The sequence below is a fragment of the Cellulomonas sp. Leaf395 genome (assembly GCF_001424125.1).
Taxonomy (GTDB): domain Bacteria; phylum Actinomycetota; class Actinomycetes; order Actinomycetales; family Cellulomonadaceae; genus Cellulomonas.
This window is the reverse complement of sequence record NZ_LMQI01000002.1, coordinates 433,032-453,080: the sequence shown is the minus strand read 5'-3', so window position 1 is coordinate 453,080 and position 20,049 is coordinate 433,032. Positions and strand designations below refer to the sequence as shown.

Genomic DNA, 20,049 nt, shown 5'->3' with positions numbered 1-20,049 from the left:
TCACCGGCTCGTCACCAGCATGGGGCGCGCCGCCGCCGTGGTGCGCCGGCGGCGGGCCGGGTAGGGGACCGGGTTGGTGACCACCCAGGCCGCGCCCGCGCAGACGAGCTCCTTGTAGCGGGCCATGAGGCGTCCGCCGGGGGCGAAGGATCTCGCGCGGTCGTCGGACGTCACGAACTGGATGACCGCGTCGCGCCGGCCGAGGCTGATGCACTGGTGCACGTAGGCCAGGGGTATGTGCGGGAGCCGACCGCCGGTGAGGCGGGCGACGATCGAGTCGGCGGCCTGCCACGCCATCGGGATGCCCGACGCGCACGACATGCGCAGGGGGTTACCCACGGGGCCGTGCGCGAACGCGGCATCGCCGACGGCATAGACGTCCGGGTGGGACACCGACCGCATGGTCTCGTCGACCACGATCTGACCGCGGTCGGTGACCGCCAACCTCGACGCGGCCGCGATCGGGTGGACGGCGAACCCGGCGGCCCACACGGTGACGTCCGCCGGGATCGTGCGGCCGTCGTCGGTCGACACCGAGGCGGCGTCGACCCGCGTGACAGCGGTCTGCTCGTGCACGGTGACGCCCAGGCGGTCGAACGTCCGGCGCAGGTGGCGCTGCCCCGAGGGCGAGAGCCAGTCGCCGAACGAGCCGCGCACCGCGATGGCCACGTCGAGGTGGGCCAGGGAATCCGCGATCTCGGTGGTCGCCTCGATCCCGGTCAGACCGCCACCGACCACCACGACGCGCGCGCCGGGAGCGAGCGTGCGGAGCCGCTCGCGCAGGCGGAGGGCGCCCGGGCGGCTGGCCAGCTCGTGGGCGTGCTCGAACACGCCCACGACGCCGTGGTCGTCGCGCGCGCTGCCCAGGGCGTAGACGAGGGTGTCGTAGCCGAGGTCGGCTCCGTCGGCGAGCGAGACGGTCTGGTCGTCGACGTCGACAGAGGTCGCGCGCGCGACCCGCAGCGTCACGCCGGAGCCGGCCAGCAGGTCCTGGAGCGGTCGGTCGCGCAGGTCCTGGCCTGTGGCGAGCTGGTGCATCCGCACCCGCTCGACGAAGTCCGGCTCGGCGTTGACCAGGGTGATCTGGACGTCGTCGCCGTGCAGGCGCCGGGCCAGCCGACCGGCGGCGGAGGATCCGGCGTAGCCGGCTCCGAGGATGACGATGCGGTGCTTCATGGGGTGCTCAGCTCCTGTGGTGGAGGGGTGTGCCTCCTGAACTGAGCAGCCGCGCGATCCCTGACAACCCGCGCAGTGTGACCTCAATCACCAGCCGGCGATCAGCGGATCCCCGTGGTCCGACGCCCGCCACTGGCGCTCCGCGCGGCCGAGCTTGTCGGGGTTGACCTGGCTCAGGATCGCGGCGATCCCGTCGTCGGTCACCTCCAGGGTCATCACGCCGACGAGCCGCTCACCGACGGCGATGACGACGGCCGGGCTGCCGTTGGCGGTCCACGCGTAGGCGTCGGGCGACCCGCCGAGGAGCGCCCGCTTGACGTCGGTCGGCCGCAACAGGCCGCGCAGGAACTTCGCGACCGCCATGGCGCCGACGAACGACTTCGCGCGCGCCGGGACCTTGCCGCCCCCGTCACCGGTGCCCACGACGTCGGCGGTCAGCAGCGCCACGAGCGGCTCGGTGCGACCGCTCGTCGCGGCCGCCAGGAACTCCTCGACCACCTGCCGCGCGGCGTCGCGGTCGACCTCGGTGCGGACCCGCTCCGCGGCCAGGTGCTCCTTGGCGCGGTGGAAGATCTGCTGGCTGGCGGCCTCGGTGAGGTCGAGCATCTCGGCGATCTCGGCGTGCGGGTATGAGAACGCCTCGCGCAGCACGTAGACCGCGCGCTCCGTCGGGGTCAGTCGCTCCATCAGGACCAGGACGGCGGTCGAGACCGACTCCCGCTGCTCGGCGGTGTCCGCCGGGCCGAGCATCGGGTCGCCCTCGAGCAACGGTTCCGGGAGCCACTGGCCCACGTAGACCTCGCGTCGCGCCCGCGCGGACCGCAGCTGCGTCAGGCAGAGGTTGGTCAGCACGCGGGTCAACCAGGCGGCCGGCACCCGGATCTGCTCGCGGTCGGCGGCCTGCCAGCGCAGGAACGTCTCCTGGGCAGCGTCCTCGGCCTCCGCGGCCGAGCCCAGGAGGCGGTACGCGATGGCTTCGAGGCGCGGCCGGAGGTTCTCGAAGACCTCGACCTCGTCCGGGCGGATGTCGTTCTCGACGCCTCGCATGCTCACGTCCCGACCCTACGACCGGTCACCCCTCGCGGTCGCGGACGAGCCGGCGGGACCACGCGGTCCGTCCCAGCGCCGCCAGCGCCATCTCCTCCAGCAGTGCCCGCGTCCTGGCCGAGGACACCGCGCGGGCGCTGTGCGGGGTGGAGTTGAGCAGGCCGAACGTGGCCTGTGCGCGCAGCCGCAGCTCGGCGCGCTCGGTCGACGGGCTGAGCCGGGCGAGCACGTCGACCCACAGGTCGACGTAGCGGCGCTGCAGGTCACGGACCGATTCCCGGTCCTGCGGGGACAGGGCCGCGAGGTCGCGGTCCTGCACGCGGATGACGTCGGGGTCGCGCAGGGCGAAGTCGACGTGGAACCGCACGAGGGAGCCGAGCGCGGCGGGTTCGTCCTCCCCGGCCGCGTCCACGACCGCCCGACCACCGACGAGCAGGCCCTCGCTCACCCCGACGAGCAGCGCAGCCAGCACCGCCTGCTTGCTGGGGAAGTGGCGGTAGACCGCGGGTCCGCTGACCCCGACCGACGACCCGAGGTCCTCGATCGACACCCCCTCGAAGCCGCGGCTCGCGAACAGTCGGGCAGCCTCGGACAGCAGCGCGTCGCGACGCTCGGCCTTCGCGCGTCCGCGCGCCGTCGGCGCCGTCGAGGCAGCGGGCAAGGCGTCGAGCTGGTCGGGCATCGGCTCCTGCTCTCGTGGACGATGCGCTCGCGACCACCGGGTGGACAGCGGCGTGATCGCAGACTAGCGTCATTTCGGTTAACGATCGTTAACTCGGTTCGTCTCTCCCACCACCCCCCGCGGAGACAGCGTCGATGGAGATGCTCAACACGGCAGCCGACCCTGCCGACTCGTCGTTCGTCGCGAACGACGAGTCGCAGCGCGCCCTCGTCGCCGAGCTGCGGCGCAGGCTCCGGACCGCTGCTCTGGGTGGCCCGTCGCGCTCGCGGGAACGGCACGTGGCCCGCGGAAAGCTCCTCCCGCGCGAGCGGATCGACGTGCTCCTCGACGACGGCAGCCCGTTCCTCGAGGTCGCTCCGCTCGCCGCCGACGGGCTCTACGACGGTGAGGCGCCGGGCGCCGGAGTGATCGCCGGCATCGGGCTCGTGCACGGCCGGCACGTCATGGTCCTGTCCAACGACGCGACGGTGAAGGGCGGCACCTACTTCCCGCTCACCGTGAAGAAGCACCTGCGGGCGCAGGAGATCGCGCTCGAGAACCGGCTGCCGTGCGTCTACCTCGTCGACTCCGGGGGCGCTTTCCTGCCCATGCAGGACGAGGTGTTCCCGGACCGCGAGCACTTCGGCCGGATCTTCTTCAACCAGGCCCGGATGTCCGCGGAGGGGATTCCGCAGATCGCGTGCGTCATGGGGTCGTGCACCGCGGGCGGCGCCTACGTGCCGGCGATGAGCGACGAGACGGTGATCGTGCGCGGGCAGGGCACGATCTTCCTGGGCGGCCCGCCGCTGGTGAAGGCGGCGACCGGTGAGGTGGTGACAGCGGAGGACCTCGGTGGCGGTGAGCTGCACTCGCGGACCTCGGGCGTCACCGACCACCTGGCCGAGAACGACGCGCACGCCCTGCAGATCGTGCGGGACATCGTCGCGACCCTGCCTGTGCCGACCACCACCGCGTGGGAGGTGCACGAGAGCAGGCCGCCCAAGGTCGACGAGGGCCAGCTCTACGGCGTGGTCCCCACCGACCTGCAGACCGCGTACGACGTGCACGAGGTGATCGCGCGGCTGGTCGACGGCAGCGAGCTGCACGAGTTCAAGCGGGAGTACGGCACCACGCTGGTGACCGGGTTCGCGCGCCTGCACGGGCACCCGGTGGGGATCGTCGCCAACAACGGGGTGCTGTTCAGCGAGTCCGCGCTCAAGGGCGCCCACTTCATCGAGCTGTGTGACCAGCGCGGCATCCCGCTCGTGTTCCTGCAGAACGTGAACGGCTTCATGGTCGGCAAGGACTACGAGGCCGGGGGCATCGCGAAGCACGGCGCCAAGATGGTGACGGCCGTCGCGACCACGCGCGTGCCCAAGCTGACCGTCGTGATCGGCGGCTCGTTCGGGGCCGGCAACTACTCCATGTGCGGCCGCGCGTACTCCCCGCGCTTCCTGTGGATGTGGCCGGCGAGCCGGATCTCGGTGATGGGCGGGCCGCAGGCGTCGTCGGTGCTGGCGACGATCCGGCGCGAGCAGCTGGGAGACGAGTGGTCCGCCGCCGACGAGGAGGCGTTCAAGGCTCCGCTGCGCGAGCAGTACGAGACGCAGGGAAGCCCGTATTACTCGACCGCGCGGCTGTGGGACGACGGGATCATCGACCCCGCGGACACGCGTCGGGTGCTCGGGATGGCCCTCGACGTGTGCGCGACCGTCCCGTTGAGCGCGCCCCGCTTCGGGCTCTTCCGGATGTGAGCGCCATGTTCCGGACCGTGCTGGTGGCCAACCGGGGCGAGATCGCCTGCCGGGTGATCGCCACGCTCCGCAGGCTCGGCATCCGGTCCGTCGCCGTGTACACCGACGCGGACCGTGACGCCCTGCACGTGGAGCGCGCCGACGTGGCGGTACGGGTCGACAGCTACCTGTCCATCGACGCGGTGGTGCACGCCGCGGGCTCCGCTCGTGCCGATGCCATCCACCCCGGCTACGGGTTCCTCTCCGAGAACGCGGACCTGGCGCGGGCGTGCGAGGCGGCGGGCATCGTGTTCGTCGGCCCCGGCGTCAAGGCGCTGGAGGTCATGGGCGACAAGATCCGCGCCAAGGAGCACGTGAGCGCCGCGGGGGTGCCGGTGATACCCGGCTCGTCGTCGATCGACGCCGCGGCCGCCGACCGCGTCGGGTACCCGCTGCTGGTCAAGCCGTCGGCGGGCGGCGGCGGGAAGGGCATGACGGTCGTCGAGCGGGCCGAGGATCTTGCCGACGCCCTCGCGGGCGCCCGCCGGGTCGCCGCTGCGGCGTTCGGCGACGACACCCTGCTGATCGAGCGCCTGGTCAGAGCCCCGCGGCACATCGAGGTGCAGCTGCTGGCCGACTCGTTCGAGCACGTCATCCACCTGGCGGAGCGGGAGTGCTCGCTGCAGCGTCGGCACCAGAAGGTCATCGAGGAGGCGCCGTCGCCGTTGCTCGACGAGGTCACGCGGCAGAGCATCGGCGAGGCGGCCTGCGACGTCGCGCGCAGCGTGGGCTACGTCGGTGCGGGGACCGTCGAGTTCCTGGTGTCCGACGAGGCGCCGACGGAGTTCTTCTTCATGGAGATGAACACGCGGCTGCAGGTGGAGCACCCCGTCACCGAGCTGGTCACCGGGCTGGACCTCGTCGAGTGGCAGCTGCGGGTCGCGGCGGGGGAGCCGCTGACGGTGCGGCAGCACGATGTGGTCCTGAACGGTCACGCCGTGGAGGCTCGCGTCTACGCGGAGGATCCGTCGCGCGACTTCCTGCCGTCCGCCGGCACCGTGCACGTCCTCGACGAGCCGACCGGCGACGGGATCCGCGTCGACAGCGCGCTGCGGCCGGGCCTGGAGATCGGGTCGGCGTACGACCCGATGCTCGCCAAGGTCGTCGCGTGGGCGCCCGACCGGGCCACGGCGATCGCGCGGCTGGACGCCGCGCTGTCGCGGACGACGATCCTCGGGGTCCGCACCAACGTCGAGTTCCTGCGCCACGTGCTGGCGGATCCGGACGTGCGCGCAGGGCGGCTCGACACGGGCCTGCTCGCGCGGCTGATCCCGGACCTGACGTTCCGAGCCCCTGAGGACGCCCACGTCGTCGCCGCCGCGCTGTCGCGGCACGACGCCGCCGGGGGTCCGTGGGGTTCCGACGGCTGGCGCCTCGGCGAGCCCCGACCGGCCCGCTATGAGGACGTCTCCGTGCTCGGCGACACCGTGAGCGTCGGCGACGGCGACCCGGTGCCGGCCCGTCTCGTGCGCCGCGGACCGGACGCCGTCGACCTGGAGCTCGACGGCGTCGTGCACCCCCTGCGCCTCGTGACGCGCGGCTCGGTGACCTGGGTCGGTGACCAGGGCTCGGCGTTCGAGCTCCGGTTCCGCAGCCGCGTCGAGCGGCTCGCCGAGGACCTCGCGGCCCTCACCCGCGGCACGCGCCCCGTCGACCCGCAGGTGCGTTCCCCCATGCCCGGCACGGTCGTCTCGGTGGAGGTCGAGACCGGCGACAGCGTCGTCGCCGGCCAGATCCTCCTCACCATCGAGGCGATGAAGATGGAGCACCGGGTCGTCGCGCCCAGCGACGGCATCGTCACCCTCACGGTCCGACCGACCGACCAGGTGGCACTCGACCACGTGGTGGCCACCATCACCGGCCACCCCGACGAAGGGACCCCGGCATGACCTACGACCTCACCCCTGAGCAGCACAAGCTCCGCGACGAGGTGCGCGACTTCGCCGACACCGTCGTGGCCCCGGCCGCCTACGAGTACGACACGAAGCGCGAGCTGCCGTACGAGATCCTGGCCCAGATGGGGGAGATGGGGTTGTTCGGCCTGCCGTTCCCCACCGAGTACGGCGGGCAGGGGCGCGACTACGTCGACCTGTGCCTCGCGGTCGAGCAGCTGGCCCGCGTCGACCAGTCGATCGCCGTGACGCTCGAGGCCGGGGTCGGGCTCGGGGCCATGCCGGTGTGGCGCAGCGGGACCGAGGCGCAGAAGCGGGAGTGGATCCCGATGCTCGCCCAGGGCAAGGCGCTCGCGGGCTTCGGGCTCACGGAGGCCGACGCGGGGTCCGACGCGGCCGGCACCAAGACCACCGCGCGGCTCGACGACGACGAGTGGGTCATCAACGGGACCAAGCAGTTCATCACCAACTCGGGCTCGAAGATCACCAGGCTGGTGACCATCACCGCGGTGACGGGCGAGAGCGTGCGCGCGGACGGGTCGGTGAAGAAGGAGCTCACCGCGATCCTGGTCCCCAGCGGAACCCCTGGGTTCACCGTCCTCCCCGCCTACGACAAGGTCGGCTGGCACACGTCCGACACCCACCCGCTGCGGTTCGAGGACGTCCGCGTGCCCGAGGAGAACCTGCTCGGCGAGCGTGGGCGCGGGTTCGCCCAGTTCATCCAGACGCTCGACGAGGGCCGCGTCGCGTTCGCCGCGCTCTGCACGGGGGCCGCCCAGGGCTGCCTGGAGGAGGCGATGCGCTACGCCAAGAGCCGCAACGTGTTCGGCCACCCCATCGGCGAGAACCAGCACATCGCGTTCACCATCGCCCGCATGGAGGCCCGCGTCCACTCCGCCCGCCTCGCCTGGCTCGACGCCGCCCACCGGCTGGTCGCCGGCCAGCCGTTCAAGCTGGAGGCCAGCCTGGCCAAGCTCATCGGCAGCGAGGCCGCCATGGACAACGCCCGTGACGCGACGCAGATCTTCGGCGGGTACGGCGTCATGAACGAGAACCCCGTCGCGCGGCACTACCGCGACTCGAAGATCCTGGAGATCGGCGAGGGGACCACGCAGGTGCAGCTCATGGTGATCGCGCGGGAGCTGGGTTTTTCCGGGGCGTCGCGATGACGCGGGACGTCGAGCAGCGCGGGCTGTACTACGAGGAGCTCGAGCTCGACGTCCGCTACGTGCACCGGCCCGGGCGCACCATGACCGAGGCGGACAACGTCCTGTTCTCGACGCTGACCATGAACCCGCAGTCGCTGCACCTGGATGCCGCGTGGTCGGCCGAGCAGCCGTTCGGGCAGCGGCTGGTGAACTCTCTGATGACGCTGTCCGTGCTGGTGGGGAGCTCGGTCGCGCAGCTGACGCAGGGCACGATCGTCGCGAACCTCGGGTTCACCGACGTCCGGTTCCCGCACCCGCTGTTCCACGGGGACACGCTGTACTCGTCGACGGTCGTGACGGACAAGCGGCTCTCGTCGTCGCGGCCCGGCCAGGGGGTCGTGACGATGGAGCACACGGGCCACAACCAGGATGACGTCGTCGTGGCCACCGCGACCCGGAGCGTCCTCTTCTGGTGCCGACCATGAGAGGTCCGGCGCTGCTCTTCTGCCCGGCAGACCGGCCCGAGCGCTACGAGAAGGCCGCCGCCCGGGCCGACACCGTGATCCTCGACCTCGAGGACGCGGTGAACCCGGACGACAAGACGGCGGCGCGCTCCCACCTCGCCGCGAGCGCGCTGGACCCGGCCCGGACCATCGTCCGCGTCAACCCGGCCGGCACGGACGACCTCGTCGCGGACCTGCGAGCGCTGCTGCACACGCCGTACCGCATGGTCATGCTGGCCAAGACGGCGGCTCCGGCCGACGTCCACGCGCTGGCTCGGTACGACGTGGTCGCACTGGTCGAGACCGCCGCAGGCGTGGTGCACGCCGCGCAGATCGCCGCCCAGCCGAACGTGGTCGGGCTCATGTGGGGCGCCGAGGACCTGGTCGCATCGCTGGGCGGGACGTCGAGCCGGCACGCCGACGGGTCGTACCGAGACGTCGCTGCGCACGCGCGGTCCGCCGTCCTGCTGGCTGCCCGTGCCCACGGCAAGGCCGCGATCGACGCCGTGCACCTGGACATCGGCGACGCCGACGGGCTCGCCGCCGAGGCGACCGATGCCGCCGCCTGCGGCTTCACGGCGACCGCGTGCATCCACCCGTCGCAGGTCGAGATCGTCCGGGCGGCCTACCGACCGGGGGAGACCGAGGTGGAGTGGGCGCGCGGGGTGCTCGCAGCCGCCGTAGGGCAGCACGGAGCGTTCCGGTGGGACGGGAGACTGGTTGACGGACCGGTGCTCAAGCACGCCGAGGAACTGCTGCGTCGGGCGCAGTGACGAGGGCAGCCACCCGTTCGGCCCCGGGTGGCTGCCCTCGTGCGGGTGGTGCGGCCGCAGCGACGTTGCTGCGGCCGACGCGTGGGGTCAGGAGGTCCAGGACGGCGACGGCGTCGGCGTGCCCTCGCCCTCGCAACCATGGCTGATCACGAGCTGGGCGTTCGTCGCCATACCGTCGTAGCTGGCGATCACGTTGTCGACCAACATGGCCGGGTCCTGGTAGTCGGCCATGAACTTGAAGGCGCCGTTGCCGTTGCCCGACTGCACCATCGCGTACGTCCCCGAGGGCAGCGTGATGTCGGCGGCGGTGGCCTTGTTGGCCGTCAGGACGAACAGCAGATACGGCGCTGTGCCGTCCTCGCAGTTGTTGTTCTGCAGGGTTCCGTCGTCATTCAGGCCCTGGCCGGTATAGGTGACCTGGTTGGGGTACATCGGACTGGCCGACGCGGACGAGATCACGCTGATTCCGAGGATCACCAGGACAACAGCGCTGAGAAGTGCGATCAACTTCCTCACGAACCTGCTCCTTTGGGGGGTGAGGGATGGGACGCCCCGCTCTGCGAATCCCGTCGTTGGAAGCCACATACAGGACAAATCGGATGCTACTCCCGCGTCGCCGGGGATCAGCGGGTGAAGAGTTCAGCCGTCAGTCGGGCTGCACCTGGCCGGTCGCGTGGTTCGGGTTGCCGCGGTCGCCGTCGCGAATGGACGATCGTCGGGGTTCGAGGTCTGAGGGGGACTGCCATGGGTGCCGACCTGCCACCGTTCGCCGCCTGGCGGTTCGTCGACGCGGTCGACGGATTCGAGGTGGTCTACCTCGGACCGGGACACCTGCGCGGGCACACGTCCGCGGTCGAGAACGGCCGGGCGTATGCCGTCGCGTATGAGATCGCGCTCGACGACCGGTGGGTCACCCGGGAGGTGCGCGTCAGCTCCGACACCGTGGACGGATCCCGCAGCACCGTCCTGCACTCTGACGGGCGGGGCAGCTGGACCGTCGACGGTGTCTCCGCTCCCCACCTGGACGGCCTGGTCGACGTCGACCTCGAGGCGTCGGCCAGCACCAACACGCTGCCCGTGCACCGGCTGACGATGCCCGTCGGCGAGGTCGTCGTCGCCTCGGCGGTCTATGTCCAGGCGTCCGACCTGGTCGTGCGCCGCCTCGACCAGACGTACCGGCGCCTCGACGACCACCGGTTCGACTACGCGTCCGAGGGCGGGTTCCGGGCGGTGCTCACCTACGACGCGTCCGGGTTGGTGCTCGACTACCCGGGCATCGCTACCCGGTTCGTCTAGGACCCGGGCGGGAGCAGTACCTCGACGCCCGCGACGTCGAGCGCGGCGGCGAGGTCGGGCGGCGGCGCGGAGTCGGTGACGAGGTAGTCGGCGCGGCCGAGCTCCGCGATCTGCGCGAACAGTCTGCGACCGAACTTGGTCGAGTCCGCCAGGATCGCGACCTTGGCCGAGCGGTCCATCATCGAGCTCATCATCGCGGCCTCGCCGAGGTTGCTCGTCGAGTAGCCGGCGTCGACGCTGACGGCCCCGACGCCGATGAGGGCGAGGTCGCACCGGATGTCGCGGTCGGGGCCGTTCTCGGTCGGGAAGGCCACGGCGCCGATGGTGCCCTGGGCGCTGAGCCGGACGGCGCCGCCGAACACGTAGATGTCCCGGAACGCGAGCGGGTTGATCTCGGTCGGCATGCGCAAGGAGTTCGTCGCGACCGTGAGGTCGCGGTGCTCGGACAGGTGGCGCGCGAGCGCGAGGGTCGTCGTGCCGGCGTTGATCATGACCGCCGCGCCGTCGCGTACGAGGCCCGCCGCGCGCGCACCGATCTGGTCCTTCGCGGACGTCTGGATCCGCAGTCGGACGTCCAGACCGGTGTCGGGGCGAGGGACGGCCTGCGGGCTGATGGCGCCGCCGTGCGTGCGGATGAGGACGCCGTCGGCGTCGAGCGCGTCCAGGTCGCGGCGGATCGTGTCGGGCGAGACGTCGAACCGTTCGGCGAGGTTGGCGACCGTCACCTGCCCGTGCTCGGCCACGTAGGCCGCGAGGTCGGCCTTGCGGCCCGCGGGGAGGCGGCGTGCGGAGCCGTCGGTGGTCGCTGACATGGGAGTACTGAACCACAGCGATGCAGGTTTGTGCGAGAAACCGCATGCACTCGAAGAACCTGCTGGACGAGCGCGAAGCCGGTCATATGCCCAGTTCAGAGCAAAGGTGCAGGCCTGTGGGGCGCGCGGCTCGGCTGGTCACGCGGTGGTTGCGAGTGCCAAGTTCCGCTTGACGACGCAGATCCGCGGGTCTACGTTGGCGGAAACACGCAAAAGTGCGCACACAGTCGCACGAAGCGGCAGGACCTGAGGATGGGGAGAGTCATGGGCAAGGGCGCTCACGTTGGACGCTTCATTGCACTCACCGGTGTCGCATCGCTCGCACTCGCGGCGTGCTCCGGTGGGGGAGACGCGGGGACGGACGAAGGAGAGGGTGGCGACGTCACCCTCGAGTTCTCGCAGTGGTGGGAGCCCGAGCTTCCCGACGGCGCGTTCCGCGCGCTGATGGACCAGTTCGAGGAGGAGAACCCCGGCATCACGGTCGACCTGCTCTCGGGTCCCTATGCCTCGACGAAGGAGCAGGTCGTCGCCGGCGCCGCCGCCGGGACCATGTCCGACGTCGTCGGTCTCGACGGCGCCTGGGTCAGCGACTTCGCCGACCAAGGGGCGATCACCGACCTGTCCGCCGTCATGGCCGAGGCGGGCTACGACGAGTCGCAGCTAGCCAGCCAGGTCAAGGTCGACGACAAGACGTACATGATCCCCGTCGTGAACTTCGTCTACCCGATGTTCACCAACGACGACCTGCTCGCCGGGGCCGGCGTCACCGCGCCGCCCACCAACCGCACGGAGTTCGCGGACGCGGCGGCCAAGATCACAAGCGAGAACACCTACGGCTGGATCCTCCCGCTGTCGCTCGAGGCACCCAACGGCATCCAGAACGACGTCATGTCCTGGGTGTGGGCGTCTGGTGGCTCGATGCTCGACGCCGGCCAGCCCGCGCTGACCGACAACGAGGACGTCACCAGCGCCACCGAGTACATCCAGGGCCTGTGGGACGACGGAGTCATCGCACCGGGCTCCTTCACCATGAAGGAGCAGGACAAGGTCGAGGAGTTCAGCAACGGCCGGGTCGGCATGATGATCGACTCCCTCGCGCATGTGAACCTCATCCGCGAGTCCAACCCGGACCTGAACTTCAGCATCGCGGCGATCCCCGCCGAGGACGACTACACCGGCGAGCGCGGCATCCCGTACGCGTCCTGGGGCATCGGCATCGCCGAGAACTCCGAGCACAAGGAAGAGGCGTTCAAGCTCGTCGAGTTCCTGATGAGCGAGTCCGTCAACAGCGAGCTGTCGTCGATCGCCAACGCCTTCCCGGGCAACACAACCTCCGTCCCCGACTTCGTCGAGGAGGACGAGCTGTTCGCCACCGCGTTCGAGATCTACCAGTCCGGGTTCCCGGCCAACGAGTTCACCGGACTGCCTGTGGCCGAGCAGCTCATGCGGGACTTCGGCGAGGAGTTCCAGAAGGCGCTCGACGGCCAGCAGTCGATGGAGGACGCGCTCGCCGCGGCCCAGACCAAGTGGGAAGAGGAGTTCTAGGCCACCAGCCCGGAACGCCCGGGCCGCGCCGGAGGCACGACCGGCGCGGCCCGACCCCCCAGGAGAGAGCCGCGAGTCCATGTCACAGACCTCTACGCCCGCGACGTCGCGGACCGTCACGTCCGCCCCGCCCCCCGGCGCAGACTCCGCCCGGACGCGCACGATCGGCCGGATCAAGCGGACGCTGACGCCCTACGGATTCCTCACCCCGACCGGTGTGCTCCTGATCATCCTGATGATCACGCCGATCATCATGGTCGTCAGCTACTCGCTGATGGACCGGGTGATCACGAACAAGAACCCGGCGTTCGTGGGCTTCGAGAACTATCTCGAGGTGCTGACCGACCCGGTGTTCTTCACCGCGGTGCGCAACACGCTGGTGTTCACCATCTCCTCGGTGGTGGTGCACTTCGTGATCGGACTGACGTTCGCGCTCATGCTCAACTCGCCGCTCCTGAAGGACCGCACGAAGGCTTTCTTCCGGGTCCTGTACATCCTGCCGTGGCTGTTCACGGTCGCGATCGTGGCGGTGCTGTGGCGGTTGCTGCTCAGCCCGAACGGTGTCGTCAACTACCTGCTCGGGTCCGCCGGCATCACGGACGGCGCGACCGAGTGGCTGGCCAACCCGTCGACGGCGCTGGCCGCGGTCACGTTCATCAACATCTGGTCGGGCTACCCGTTCTTCATGATCTCGCTGCTGGCCGGTCTGCAGGGGATTCCCCGCGAGCTGTACGAGGCCGCCAAGGTCGACGGTGCCGGCGTGGTGGCCCAGTTCCGCAACGTCACGCTCCCGCAGCTGCGGCCGATCATCATCTCGATGGCGCTCCTGGACTTCATCTGGACCACGCAGCAGTTCGCGCTGATCTGGATGACCACCGGCGGCGGACCCATCAACTCCACCGAGGTGCTCTCGACCTTCACGTACAAGCTCGCGTTCACCGAGTACGAGTTCTCCGTCGCCTCCGCGGCCGCGGTCCTCGTGCTCCTCATGTCGATGGTTCTCGCGTTCTTCTACGTGCGGCACCAGAAGGCGAGGGACTGAGATGACCACGCTCGCAACCCCTGCGGTGACCTCCGAACGTCCCGCGCTTCGAACCCCGCCAAAGAAGACCGGTCAGAGGGCCGCACTGGTCGTCGCGTTGATCCTCGGTGCCTGCTTCGCGGCGCTCCCCGTGGTGTGGATGCTCTCCAGCTCGTTCAAGACCAACCCGGAGATCTTCGAGTTCCCGCCGCGCCTCATCACGCCGGGGTTCTCGTTCGACGCGTACACCACGATCCTCACCGACCCGACGAAGCTGCGGTTCTTCTTCAACAGCTACGTCATCGCGCTGTCGGTGACCGCGCTGTCGCTGATCGTGGCGGTGCACGCGGCGTACGCGTTCAGCCGGTACGAGTTCTGGGGCAAGAAGACGATCAACGTGGTCGTCGTCTCCGTCCAGGCGGTGCCGCCGATCACGCTGCTGATCCCGTACTTCGGGCTGGTCGTGGCGCTCAAGCTCTACAACACCTACCAGGGTCTGATCCTCACCTACATGGTCTTCACGCTGCCGTACGCGATCATCATGATGACGGGGTATTTCAATACCCTGCCCAAGGAGCTGGACGAGGCCGTCAAGGTGGACGGCGCCGGTCCGCTGACCGCATTGTGGCGCATTCTCATGCCCATCTCCGTGCCGGGCCTGGTGTCCGTCGGCGTGTACACGTTCATGATCTGCTGGAACGAGTTCCTGTTCGCCTTGACCCTGACCAGGACCGAAGACATGCGCACGGTGCCCATCGGCATCCAGCTCCTCATGGGCCAGCACTCGTACGAATGGAACGAGATGATGGCGATGAGCATTCTCGGGTGCATTCCCGTGCTTGTTCTCTTCCTCTTCTTCCAGCGCTATTTCATCGGGGGGATGACCGCCGGCGCTGTGAAGATCTAGACCCCCCTCCCCGAAGAAACACCCACACAGGAAAGTTGATACACACCATGTTGATGAACGGCCGAGACCTGCTCGCGGTGGCGAATGAGAACTACTTCGCCATCCCCGCCTTCAACATCAGCGACTACGCGATGGGCAAGGGGATCTTCGAGATCTCCGAGAAGCTGAACGCCCCGCTCATCGTCGCGATCCACCCCGACGAGGTGGCCCACCTGGGCCGCGACGCCCTGCCCGCGCTGATCCAGCGCGCGCACCGGTCGTCGGTGCCGGTGGCCATCCACTGGGACCACGGCGGCTCCTACGAGCAGGTGCTCGAGGCGATCCAGTACGGGTTCACCTCCGCCATGATCGACGCGTCGATGCAGCCGTTCGAGGACAACGTCGCGATCACCAAGAAGGTCGTCGAGACGGCCCACTCCGTCGGCGTCTCCGTCGAGGGTGAGCTGGGCACCATCGGCAAGCTCGACGAGCAGGCCGAGGACGGTGTGCTCGTCTCCCAGATCGCGTTCACCGACCCGGCCGAGGCCGTCGAGTACGTCCAGCGCACCGGCGTGGACAGCCTCGCGATCGCCATCGGCACCGCGCACGGCCTGTACCCGAAGCACGTGACCCCGGAGCTCCGGCTCGACCTGCTGCAGCAGATCAAGGCGCTGCTGCCCATCCCGCTCGTCCTGCACGGCGGCTCCGGCAACCCGGACGGTGAGATCGGCCAGTCGGTCAAGCTCGGCGTCAACAAGATCAACATCTCCAGCGACATCAAGGTCGCGTACCACGACAAGATGCGCGAGGTCCTCGCGGACACCACGCTGCGAGAGCCGCTCCTGATCCAGCCGCCGTGCATCGAGGCCATGCAGGAGGTCGCCGCGCAGAAGATCCACCTGTTCGACGCCGCCGGCAAGGCCGACCTGTACTGACCGGATCGGTCAGCCAGCCACACGCGAGAGGGAGCAGTCGATCGATGAGCACGAAGTTCGTGCTGGGCATGGGCGGCACGGTCGACTACGAGATCCGCTGGGACCCGGGGGTGCTCGAGCAGCTCGCTGCGGAGCACCGGATCGGCCCCGAGGACCTGGACCGGACCACCCCGGTCGACTCCGTGCGCGACCTGGTGCGCAGCCTGCTCGCGTTCGTCCGTGACGGTGTCGGGGGAGAGCGGTTCGTCGCCTCCTCCGACATCGTCGAGGAGTTCGCCGCGCGCTTCCACAAGGAGGTCACGCTCGGGGGGACGTGCGTGCGGGCGGCGATCGCGATGGACGTGCTCGGGGTGCCGAGCACGATGCACCTGGTCTCGATCGACGACAACGTCCGCCGGCTCCTGCCGGCCTCCGTCGACTACGTGTCGAGCGCGGTCGAGGACACCCTCGACCCGCACCTGATCGTGCAGTACCCGGCAGGGACGCGGGTCCGGTTGGGGGACGTCGAGCTGGTCGCCCCGCACCCCAACCGGGTCATCTACGCCAACGACCCGCCCCACCGCGAGCTGCGGATCGCGGCGGACCTGCCTGACGCGCTGCGCACGGCCGACGTCTTCCTCCTATCGTCCTTCAACGTGATCCAGGACCCGGCGACTCTCGAGTCGCGCCTGGCCCAGGTGCGCGACGCGATGCGAGCACTCCCTCCGGACGCGCTCGTCGTCTTCGAGGACGCGGGTTACCACGTGCCGGCGCTGAGCCGACGCGTGCGCGACGAGATGGTGTGGACGGCGGACATCTACAGCCTCAACGAGGACGAGATGCAGGCGTACCTGGGACGCACGGTCGACCTCCTCGACGGGCCAGCGGTCGCGAAGGCTGTCCGGGAGCTGCAGGACGTCGTTCCGGCGCCGACGCTCGTGGTGCACACCAAGTACTGGGCACTGGCGGTCGGGCAACGGGCGACATCGCTCCGGCCCGCGCTCGTCGGCGGGATCACGATGGCGAGCACCCGTTTCTGGTTCGGCGACGGCTTCACGGCCGACGACTACGCGGCGACGGCTTCCCTCGCGCCCGGGACGACCGTCCAAGGGCTCGTGAAGGACGTCGCGGACCTGATCGGCCCCGACGCCTGCGTCGTGCCGGCCCTGGACCTGAGCGGTGTCGCCAACCCGACGACCATCGGGCTGGGCGACTCGTTCGTCGGCGGCTTCCTCGCGGCCCTGGACCCACGATGACCGGCTGGGGCGAGCTGACCGACGACGGCCGGGTCTCCCAGCCGGAGGCGCTCGCGAGCGTCGAGGAGCGCGCCAGGGTGATCGCCGTGCGCCTGGCCGGCGGGCTCGCCTTCGACGTCCTGCCGGGCCGCGGGCTGGACCTCGGCGCGACGTGGTGGGGGTCGACACCCGTCGCATGGCGGTCGCCCAACCCCATCGACCCGGGTCCCGGTCGGGACTGGGAGTCGCGCTTCCTCGGTGGGCTCCTGGCCACCTGTGGCCCGGACAACATCGGCGAACCGCGCGGCTCGTTGGGCCAGCACGGCACCCACCACCTGACGCCCGCGGCCGACGTGCACTGGTCGCGCGACCGAACCGACGAGGGCTGGACGGTGACCGTCCGCGGGACCGTCGCGCACACGTCTCTCGGCGGGTCGCGCATCCTCGTCGAGCGCGAGGTGGTCGCGTCGACCGGGACACCCGCGGTCGAGGTGCGCGACGTGGTCCGCAACGTCGGCGACCGGACCGTCGGCGTCCCGCTGCTGTACCACGTGAACCTCGGGGCGCCGTTCCTGCGACCGGGTGCGCGCCTGGACGTCGACGCGGACGAGTGGGCCGTCCGTGAGCCGCTGCCGGCGGACCGCCATCCACTGATCACCCCTGAGCCCGCACCCGGCCTCGCCCCCGTGGTCGCCGAGCATCTCGGAGTGCGCGGTGCGAGGGCGACCCTCGTCGGCGACGAGGAGTGGCCCGACGTCGTCGTGACCTGGACCGGCGCGACCCTGCCCCGCCTGTGCACCTGGAGCTGGCCCGCGCGCGGCGCCTACGTGCTCGGCGTCGAACCCACCAACGCCCCGCTGTTCGGGCAGGAGCGCGACCTACCGAACGCCGGCGCACCGGTGCTGGAGCCCGGCGCGACCTGGCGCACGGGCGTCCGCATCGCTGTCGAAGGACTCTCGTGAAGCCGCTGTTCCTTCTCGCCAACCAGCCCGCCGACCGGTTCTACGCGGGCGGGCGTCAGATCGCCGGCTTCCGCGGCACCGGAGCGGCCGCGAGCCACGAGCCCGAGGACTGGGTCGGGTCCGCCACGTCGGTGTTCGGTCACGAGCCCGTCGGGCTGACGGTCCTGCCCGATGGTCGGCTCCTGCGCGACGCGATCGACGCCGACCCCGTCGCGTGGCTCGGGGCCGAGCACGTCGCCGCGTTCGGATCGGACCCCGCGCTGCTGGTCAAGCTGCTCGACGCCGGCCAGCGCCTGCCCGTGCACTTCCACCCCGACGTCCCGTTCGCCGCCGAGCACCTCGGCCTCGCGCACGGCAAGACCGAGGCGTGGATCGTGCTCGAGCCCGCGCGCGTGCACCTGGGCTTCACGCGGGATCTCGCGGCCGACGAGCTGGCCGCCTGGGTCCGGACGCAGGACACGGACGCCATGCTCGGCGCGATGCACGTGCTCGACCTCGACGCCGGCGACGCGGTGCTGGTCCCGGCCGGTCTGCCGCACGCGATCGGCCAGGGAGCGTTTGTCGTCGAGCTGCAGGAGCCCACCGACCTGTCGATCCTGCTGGAGTGGTCCGGGTTCGAGATCGACGGATCCGCCGACGGGCACCTGGGCCTCGGGTTCGACGTCGCGCTCGCGGCCGTCGACCGTCGGGGGTGGTCCGCGGACGAGATCGCTCAGCTGCGGGGCGCGACCGCGGCGTCCTCGGGGGACCTGCTGTCTCGGGCGGCGGAGTTCTTCCGTGTGGAGCGGTGGAACGGTGCGCGGATGCTCGACGCGGGATTCGCGGTGCTCGTCGTGGTCGACGGGACGGGCGCTCTCGTCGCCGGCAGCGGGTCGGCTCCGCTGCGACGCGGACAGACGGTTCTGCTGCCCGCCTCGGCCGGACCGGTCTCCATCGAGGGGCCTGACCTTCAGGTCGTGGTCTGCCGCCCACCCCGCCCGTAGTCGTCGGCTCGCGGGGGAGACCTTGGTGCTCGTGCTCGGCGGTGCTGCGTCTGCTTCGCGTGAACCGCCCGCAGCGTGAAACGGTGGGGCGGTGACATCAACGCGCCCGCCGATGGGCTGGAACAGCTGGGACTGCTACGGCACCACGGTGACGGAGGCCGAGGTGCTGGCCAACGCCGAGTTCATGGCCGAGCACCTGCTGCCGTTCGGCTGGGACACGGTCGTGGTCGACATCGACTGGTCCGACCCGACGGCGCGCTCGCACGGCTACAACGCGAGCGCCCCGCTGGAGCTGGACGAGCACGGCCGGCTGCTGCCGGACCCGGGACGCTTCCCGAGCGCGGCAGACGGTGCAGGCTTCGGGCCGCTCGCCGCGAGGGTGCACGCCCTGGGCCTGCGGTTCGGCATCCACACGATGCGCGGCATCCCGCGGCTGGCCGTCGAGCGCGACTGCCCGGTCCTCGGGGGTGCGGGTGCGACCGCGGGCGAGGTGGCGGACGACACCAACGTCTGCGAGTGGAACCCCGACATGCTGGGGCTCGACCACACCCACCCCGCGGCCCAGGCGTACTACGACTCCACCCTGGCGCTGTACGCGGGGTGGGGCGTCGACTTCATCAAGGCCGACGACATGCTCTGGCCGTACCAGGCGGCGGACATCGAGGCGTACGCGCGAGCGATCGAGCGGTCCGGCCGGCCCGTGCAGCTCAGCCTCTCTCCGGGGCGCGACCTGTCGTTGACGCGACTCGAGCACCTGCGCGACCACGCCACCATGTGGCGCATCTGTGACGACCTGTGGGACACCTGGGACGACATCGAGCCCAACTTCGCGCGGTTCGCGCGCTGGGCCCCCTTCGCCGGCGAGCGCGGCTGGCCCGACGGCGACATGCTCCCGCTGGGCCGGGTCGGGCTGCGCGCCGAGCGGGGCGAGCCGCGAGACGACCGGCTGACCCCCGCCGAGCGCATCACGCTCATGACGCTGTGGGTCATCGCCCGGTCCCCGCTCATGATCGGCGGCGACCTGCCGTCGTCGGACCCGGCCACCGTCGCCCTGTTCACGAACCCCGACGTGCTGGCCGTGCACGCGTCGTCCACCGGCAACCGTGAGGTGTTCCGCGAAGGGCCGCTCGTCCTCTGGGCGGCCGCGGGTCCCGCCGGCGAGCGGTACGTCGCCGCGTTCAACCTCGGTCCGGACCCGCTGGCGGTCGCGCTCGACGTGGGCAACGTCGGGCTCCCGCTCGACGGCGACGTGCGCGAGCTGTGGACCGGCGCGGCTCTGGCGACGAGCCGGGTCCGGGAGCAGAGCGACGCCGCTCGAGGGGTCGCACCGGGGAGCGCCGCGGTGCACGTCGTCCTCGATGCGCACGGTGCCGCCCTGCTGCGGAGCGGGCCGGCCCGCTGA

19 protein-coding genes are annotated in these 20,049 nt (G+C 70.7%); 14 read left to right on the top strand and 5 right to left on the bottom strand.

Annotated features, from left to right (window positions below):
• The 3 genes from ASG23_RS06450 to ASG23_RS06440 form a co-directional block, all read right to left on the bottom strand.
• The gene (locus ASG23_RS06450; RefSeq protein WP_056021848.1) at positions 1–1,176 is read right to left on the bottom strand and encodes an NAD(P)/FAD-dependent oxidoreductase; all 1,176 of its coding nucleotides are present in this window, start codon (positions 1,174–1,176) and stop codon (positions 1–3) included.
• Between the two features lie 87 nt (positions 1,177–1,263).
• Positions 1,264–2,223, bottom strand: coding sequence for an RNA polymerase sigma-70 factor (locus ASG23_RS06445; protein WP_056021845.1), 960 nt, complete (start codon positions 2,221–2,223; stop codon positions 1,264–1,266).
• Between the two features lie 25 nt (positions 2,224–2,248).
• Positions 2,249–2,905 (bottom strand): SACE_7040 family transcriptional regulator, encoded by a 657-nt coding sequence (locus tag ASG23_RS06440; RefSeq protein ID WP_056021842.1) that lies wholly within the window; start codon positions 2,903–2,905, stop codon positions 2,249–2,251.
• A gap of 134 nt (positions 2,906–3,039) precedes the next feature.
• Here ASG23_RS06440 and ASG23_RS06435 point away from each other — a divergent pair, with 134 nt between their 5' ends.
• The 5 genes from ASG23_RS06435 to ASG23_RS06415 are packed head-to-tail and all read left to right on the top strand — an operon-like array spanning position 3,040 to position 8,993.
• Positions 3,040–4,638 (top strand): carboxyl transferase domain-containing protein, encoded by a 1,599-nt coding sequence (locus ASG23_RS06435; RefSeq protein WP_056021839.1) that lies wholly within the window; start codon positions 3,040–3,042, stop codon positions 4,636–4,638.
• Positions 4,639–4,643: 5 nt separating this feature from the next.
• A complete protein-coding gene (locus ASG23_RS06430) occupies positions 4,644–6,566 on the top strand; it encodes an acetyl/propionyl/methylcrotonyl-CoA carboxylase subunit alpha (RefSeq protein ID WP_056021836.1) in 1,923 nt (640 codons plus the stop codon).
• Positions 6,563–7,738, top strand: a complete 1,176-nt coding sequence (locus ASG23_RS06425) for an acyl-CoA dehydrogenase family protein (RefSeq protein ID WP_056021833.1) — start codon at positions 6,563–6,565, stop codon at positions 7,736–7,738. The genes ASG23_RS06430 and ASG23_RS06425 overlap by 4 nt, the downstream gene beginning before the upstream one ends.
• Positions 7,735–8,202: a MaoC family dehydratase gene (locus ASG23_RS06420; RefSeq protein WP_056021830.1), complete on the top strand. Its 468-nt coding sequence runs from the start codon at positions 7,735–7,737 to the stop codon at positions 8,200–8,202. Before ASG23_RS06425 ends, ASG23_RS06420 begins: the two co-directional genes overlap by 4 nt.
• Positions 8,199–8,993: an HpcH/HpaI aldolase/citrate lyase family protein gene (locus ASG23_RS06415; protein WP_056022708.1), complete on the top strand. Its 795-nt coding sequence runs from the start codon at positions 8,199–8,201 to the stop codon at positions 8,991–8,993. The genes ASG23_RS06420 and ASG23_RS06415 overlap by 4 nt, the downstream gene beginning before the upstream one ends.
• An 87-nt stretch (positions 8,994–9,080) precedes the next feature.
• Here the strand turns inward: ASG23_RS06415 and ASG23_RS06410 are convergent, their stop codons facing one another.
• A complete protein-coding gene (locus tag ASG23_RS06410) occupies positions 9,081–9,509 on the bottom strand; it encodes a hypothetical protein (RefSeq protein ID WP_157465541.1) in 429 nt (142 codons plus the stop codon).
• A 228-nt stretch (positions 9,510–9,737) separates the two neighbouring features.
• On the opposite strand from ASG23_RS06410, the gene ASG23_RS06405 reads away from it, so the two are divergent.
• Positions 9,738–10,289, top strand: coding sequence for a putative glycolipid-binding domain-containing protein (locus ASG23_RS06405; RefSeq protein WP_056021823.1), 552 nt, complete (start codon positions 9,738–9,740; stop codon positions 10,287–10,289).
• Here ASG23_RS06405 and ASG23_RS06400 read toward each other — a convergent pair.
• Entirely contained in the window at positions 10,286–11,101 is an 816-nt protein-coding gene (locus ASG23_RS06400) for a DeoR/GlpR family DNA-binding transcription regulator (RefSeq protein WP_056021820.1), read from the bottom strand. The two genes, ASG23_RS06405 and ASG23_RS06400, sit on opposite strands and share 4 nt — an antisense overlap.
• A gap of 252 nt (positions 11,102–11,353) precedes the next feature.
• On the opposite strand from ASG23_RS06400, the gene ASG23_RS06395 reads away from it, so the two are divergent.
• The 8 genes from ASG23_RS06395 to ASG23_RS06360 all read left to right on the top strand — a co-directional run bounded on the left by ASG23_RS06395 (position 11,354) and on the right by ASG23_RS06360 (position 20,049).
• Positions 11,354–12,646, top strand: coding sequence for an ABC transporter substrate-binding protein (locus tag ASG23_RS06395; RefSeq protein ID WP_056021817.1), 1,293 nt, complete (start codon positions 11,354–11,356; stop codon positions 12,644–12,646).
• A gap of 79 nt (positions 12,647–12,725) precedes the next feature.
• Positions 12,726–13,688 carry a carbohydrate ABC transporter permease gene (locus ASG23_RS06390; RefSeq protein WP_082515885.1) on the top strand — a complete coding sequence of 321 codons (963 nt, stop codon included), beginning with the start codon at positions 12,726–12,728 and terminating at the stop codon, positions 13,686–13,688.
• Between the two features lies 1 nt (position 13,689).
• Positions 13,690–14,574: a carbohydrate ABC transporter permease gene (locus ASG23_RS06385; protein ID WP_082515883.1), complete on the top strand. Its 885-nt coding sequence runs from the start codon at positions 13,690–13,692 to the stop codon at positions 14,572–14,574.
• Positions 14,575–14,627: 53 nt separating this feature from the next.
• Positions 14,628–15,488 carry a ketose-bisphosphate aldolase gene (locus ASG23_RS06380; protein WP_235520915.1) on the top strand — a complete coding sequence of 287 codons (861 nt, stop codon included), beginning with the start codon at positions 14,628–14,630 and terminating at the stop codon, positions 15,486–15,488.
• Between the two features lie 44 nt (positions 15,489–15,532).
• Positions 15,533–16,723: an ADP-dependent glucokinase/phosphofructokinase gene (locus ASG23_RS06375; RefSeq protein ID WP_056021810.1), complete on the top strand. Its 1,191-nt coding sequence runs from the start codon at positions 15,533–15,535 to the stop codon at positions 16,721–16,723.
• Positions 16,720–17,664, top strand: coding sequence for a DUF4432 family protein (locus tag ASG23_RS06370; protein WP_056021807.1), 945 nt, complete (start codon positions 16,720–16,722; stop codon positions 17,662–17,664). The genes ASG23_RS06375 and ASG23_RS06370 overlap by 4 nt, the downstream gene beginning before the upstream one ends.
• Positions 17,661–18,647 (top strand): class I mannose-6-phosphate isomerase, encoded by a 987-nt coding sequence (locus tag ASG23_RS06365; RefSeq protein WP_056021804.1) that lies wholly within the window; start codon positions 17,661–17,663, stop codon positions 18,645–18,647. Before ASG23_RS06370 ends, ASG23_RS06365 begins: the two co-directional genes overlap by 4 nt.
• Before the next feature lie 112 nt (positions 18,648–18,759).
• Positions 18,760–20,049, top strand: a complete 1,290-nt coding sequence (locus ASG23_RS06360) for a glycoside hydrolase family 27 protein (protein ID WP_056021800.1) — start codon at positions 18,760–18,762, stop codon at positions 20,047–20,049.

Coding starts and splice junctions, on each gene's coding strand:
- ASG23_RS06450 (WP_056021848.1), bottom strand. CDS start 1,176: ATGAAGCACCGCATCGTCATCCTCGGAGCCGGCTACGCCGGATCCTCC.
- ASG23_RS06445 (WP_056021845.1), bottom strand. CDS start 2,223: ATGCGAGGCGTCGAGAACGACATCCGCCCGGACGAGGTCGAGGTCTTC.
- ASG23_RS06440 (WP_056021842.1), bottom strand. CDS start 2,905: ATGCCCGACCAGCTCGACGCCTTGCCCGCTGCCTCGACGGCGCCGACG.
- ASG23_RS06435 (WP_056021839.1), top strand. CDS start 3,040: ATGGAGATGCTCAACACGGCAGCCGACCCTGCCGACTCGTCGTTCGTC.
- ASG23_RS06430 (WP_056021836.1), top strand. CDS start 4,644: ATGTTCCGGACCGTGCTGGTGGCCAACCGGGGCGAGATCGCCTGCCGG.
- ASG23_RS06425 (WP_056021833.1), top strand. CDS start 6,563: ATGACCTACGACCTCACCCCTGAGCAGCACAAGCTCCGCGACGAGGTG.
- ASG23_RS06420 (WP_056021830.1), top strand. CDS start 7,735: ATGACGCGGGACGTCGAGCAGCGCGGGCTGTACTACGAGGAGCTCGAG.
- ASG23_RS06415 (WP_056022708.1), top strand. CDS start 8,199: ATGAGAGGTCCGGCGCTGCTCTTCTGCCCGGCAGACCGGCCCGAGCGC.
- ASG23_RS06405 (WP_056021823.1), top strand. CDS start 9,738: ATGGGTGCCGACCTGCCACCGTTCGCCGCCTGGCGGTTCGTCGACGCG.
- ASG23_RS06400 (WP_056021820.1), bottom strand. CDS start 11,101: ATGTCAGCGACCACCGACGGCTCCGCACGCCGCCTCCCCGCGGGCCGC.
- ASG23_RS06395 (WP_056021817.1), top strand. CDS start 11,354: ATGGGGAGAGTCATGGGCAAGGGCGCTCACGTTGGACGCTTCATTGCA.
- ASG23_RS06390 (WP_082515885.1), top strand. CDS start 12,726: ATGTCACAGACCTCTACGCCCGCGACGTCGCGGACCGTCACGTCCGCC.
- ASG23_RS06385 (WP_082515883.1), top strand. CDS start 13,690: ATGACCACGCTCGCAACCCCTGCGGTGACCTCCGAACGTCCCGCGCTT.
- ASG23_RS06380 (WP_235520915.1), top strand. CDS start 14,628: ATGAACGGCCGAGACCTGCTCGCGGTGGCGAATGAGAACTACTTCGCC.
- ASG23_RS06375 (WP_056021810.1), top strand. CDS start 15,533: ATGAGCACGAAGTTCGTGCTGGGCATGGGCGGCACGGTCGACTACGAG.
- ASG23_RS06370 (WP_056021807.1), top strand. CDS start 16,720: ATGACCGGCTGGGGCGAGCTGACCGACGACGGCCGGGTCTCCCAGCCG.
- ASG23_RS06360 (WP_056021800.1), top strand. CDS start 18,760: ATGGGCTGGAACAGCTGGGACTGCTACGGCACCACGGTGACGGAGGCC.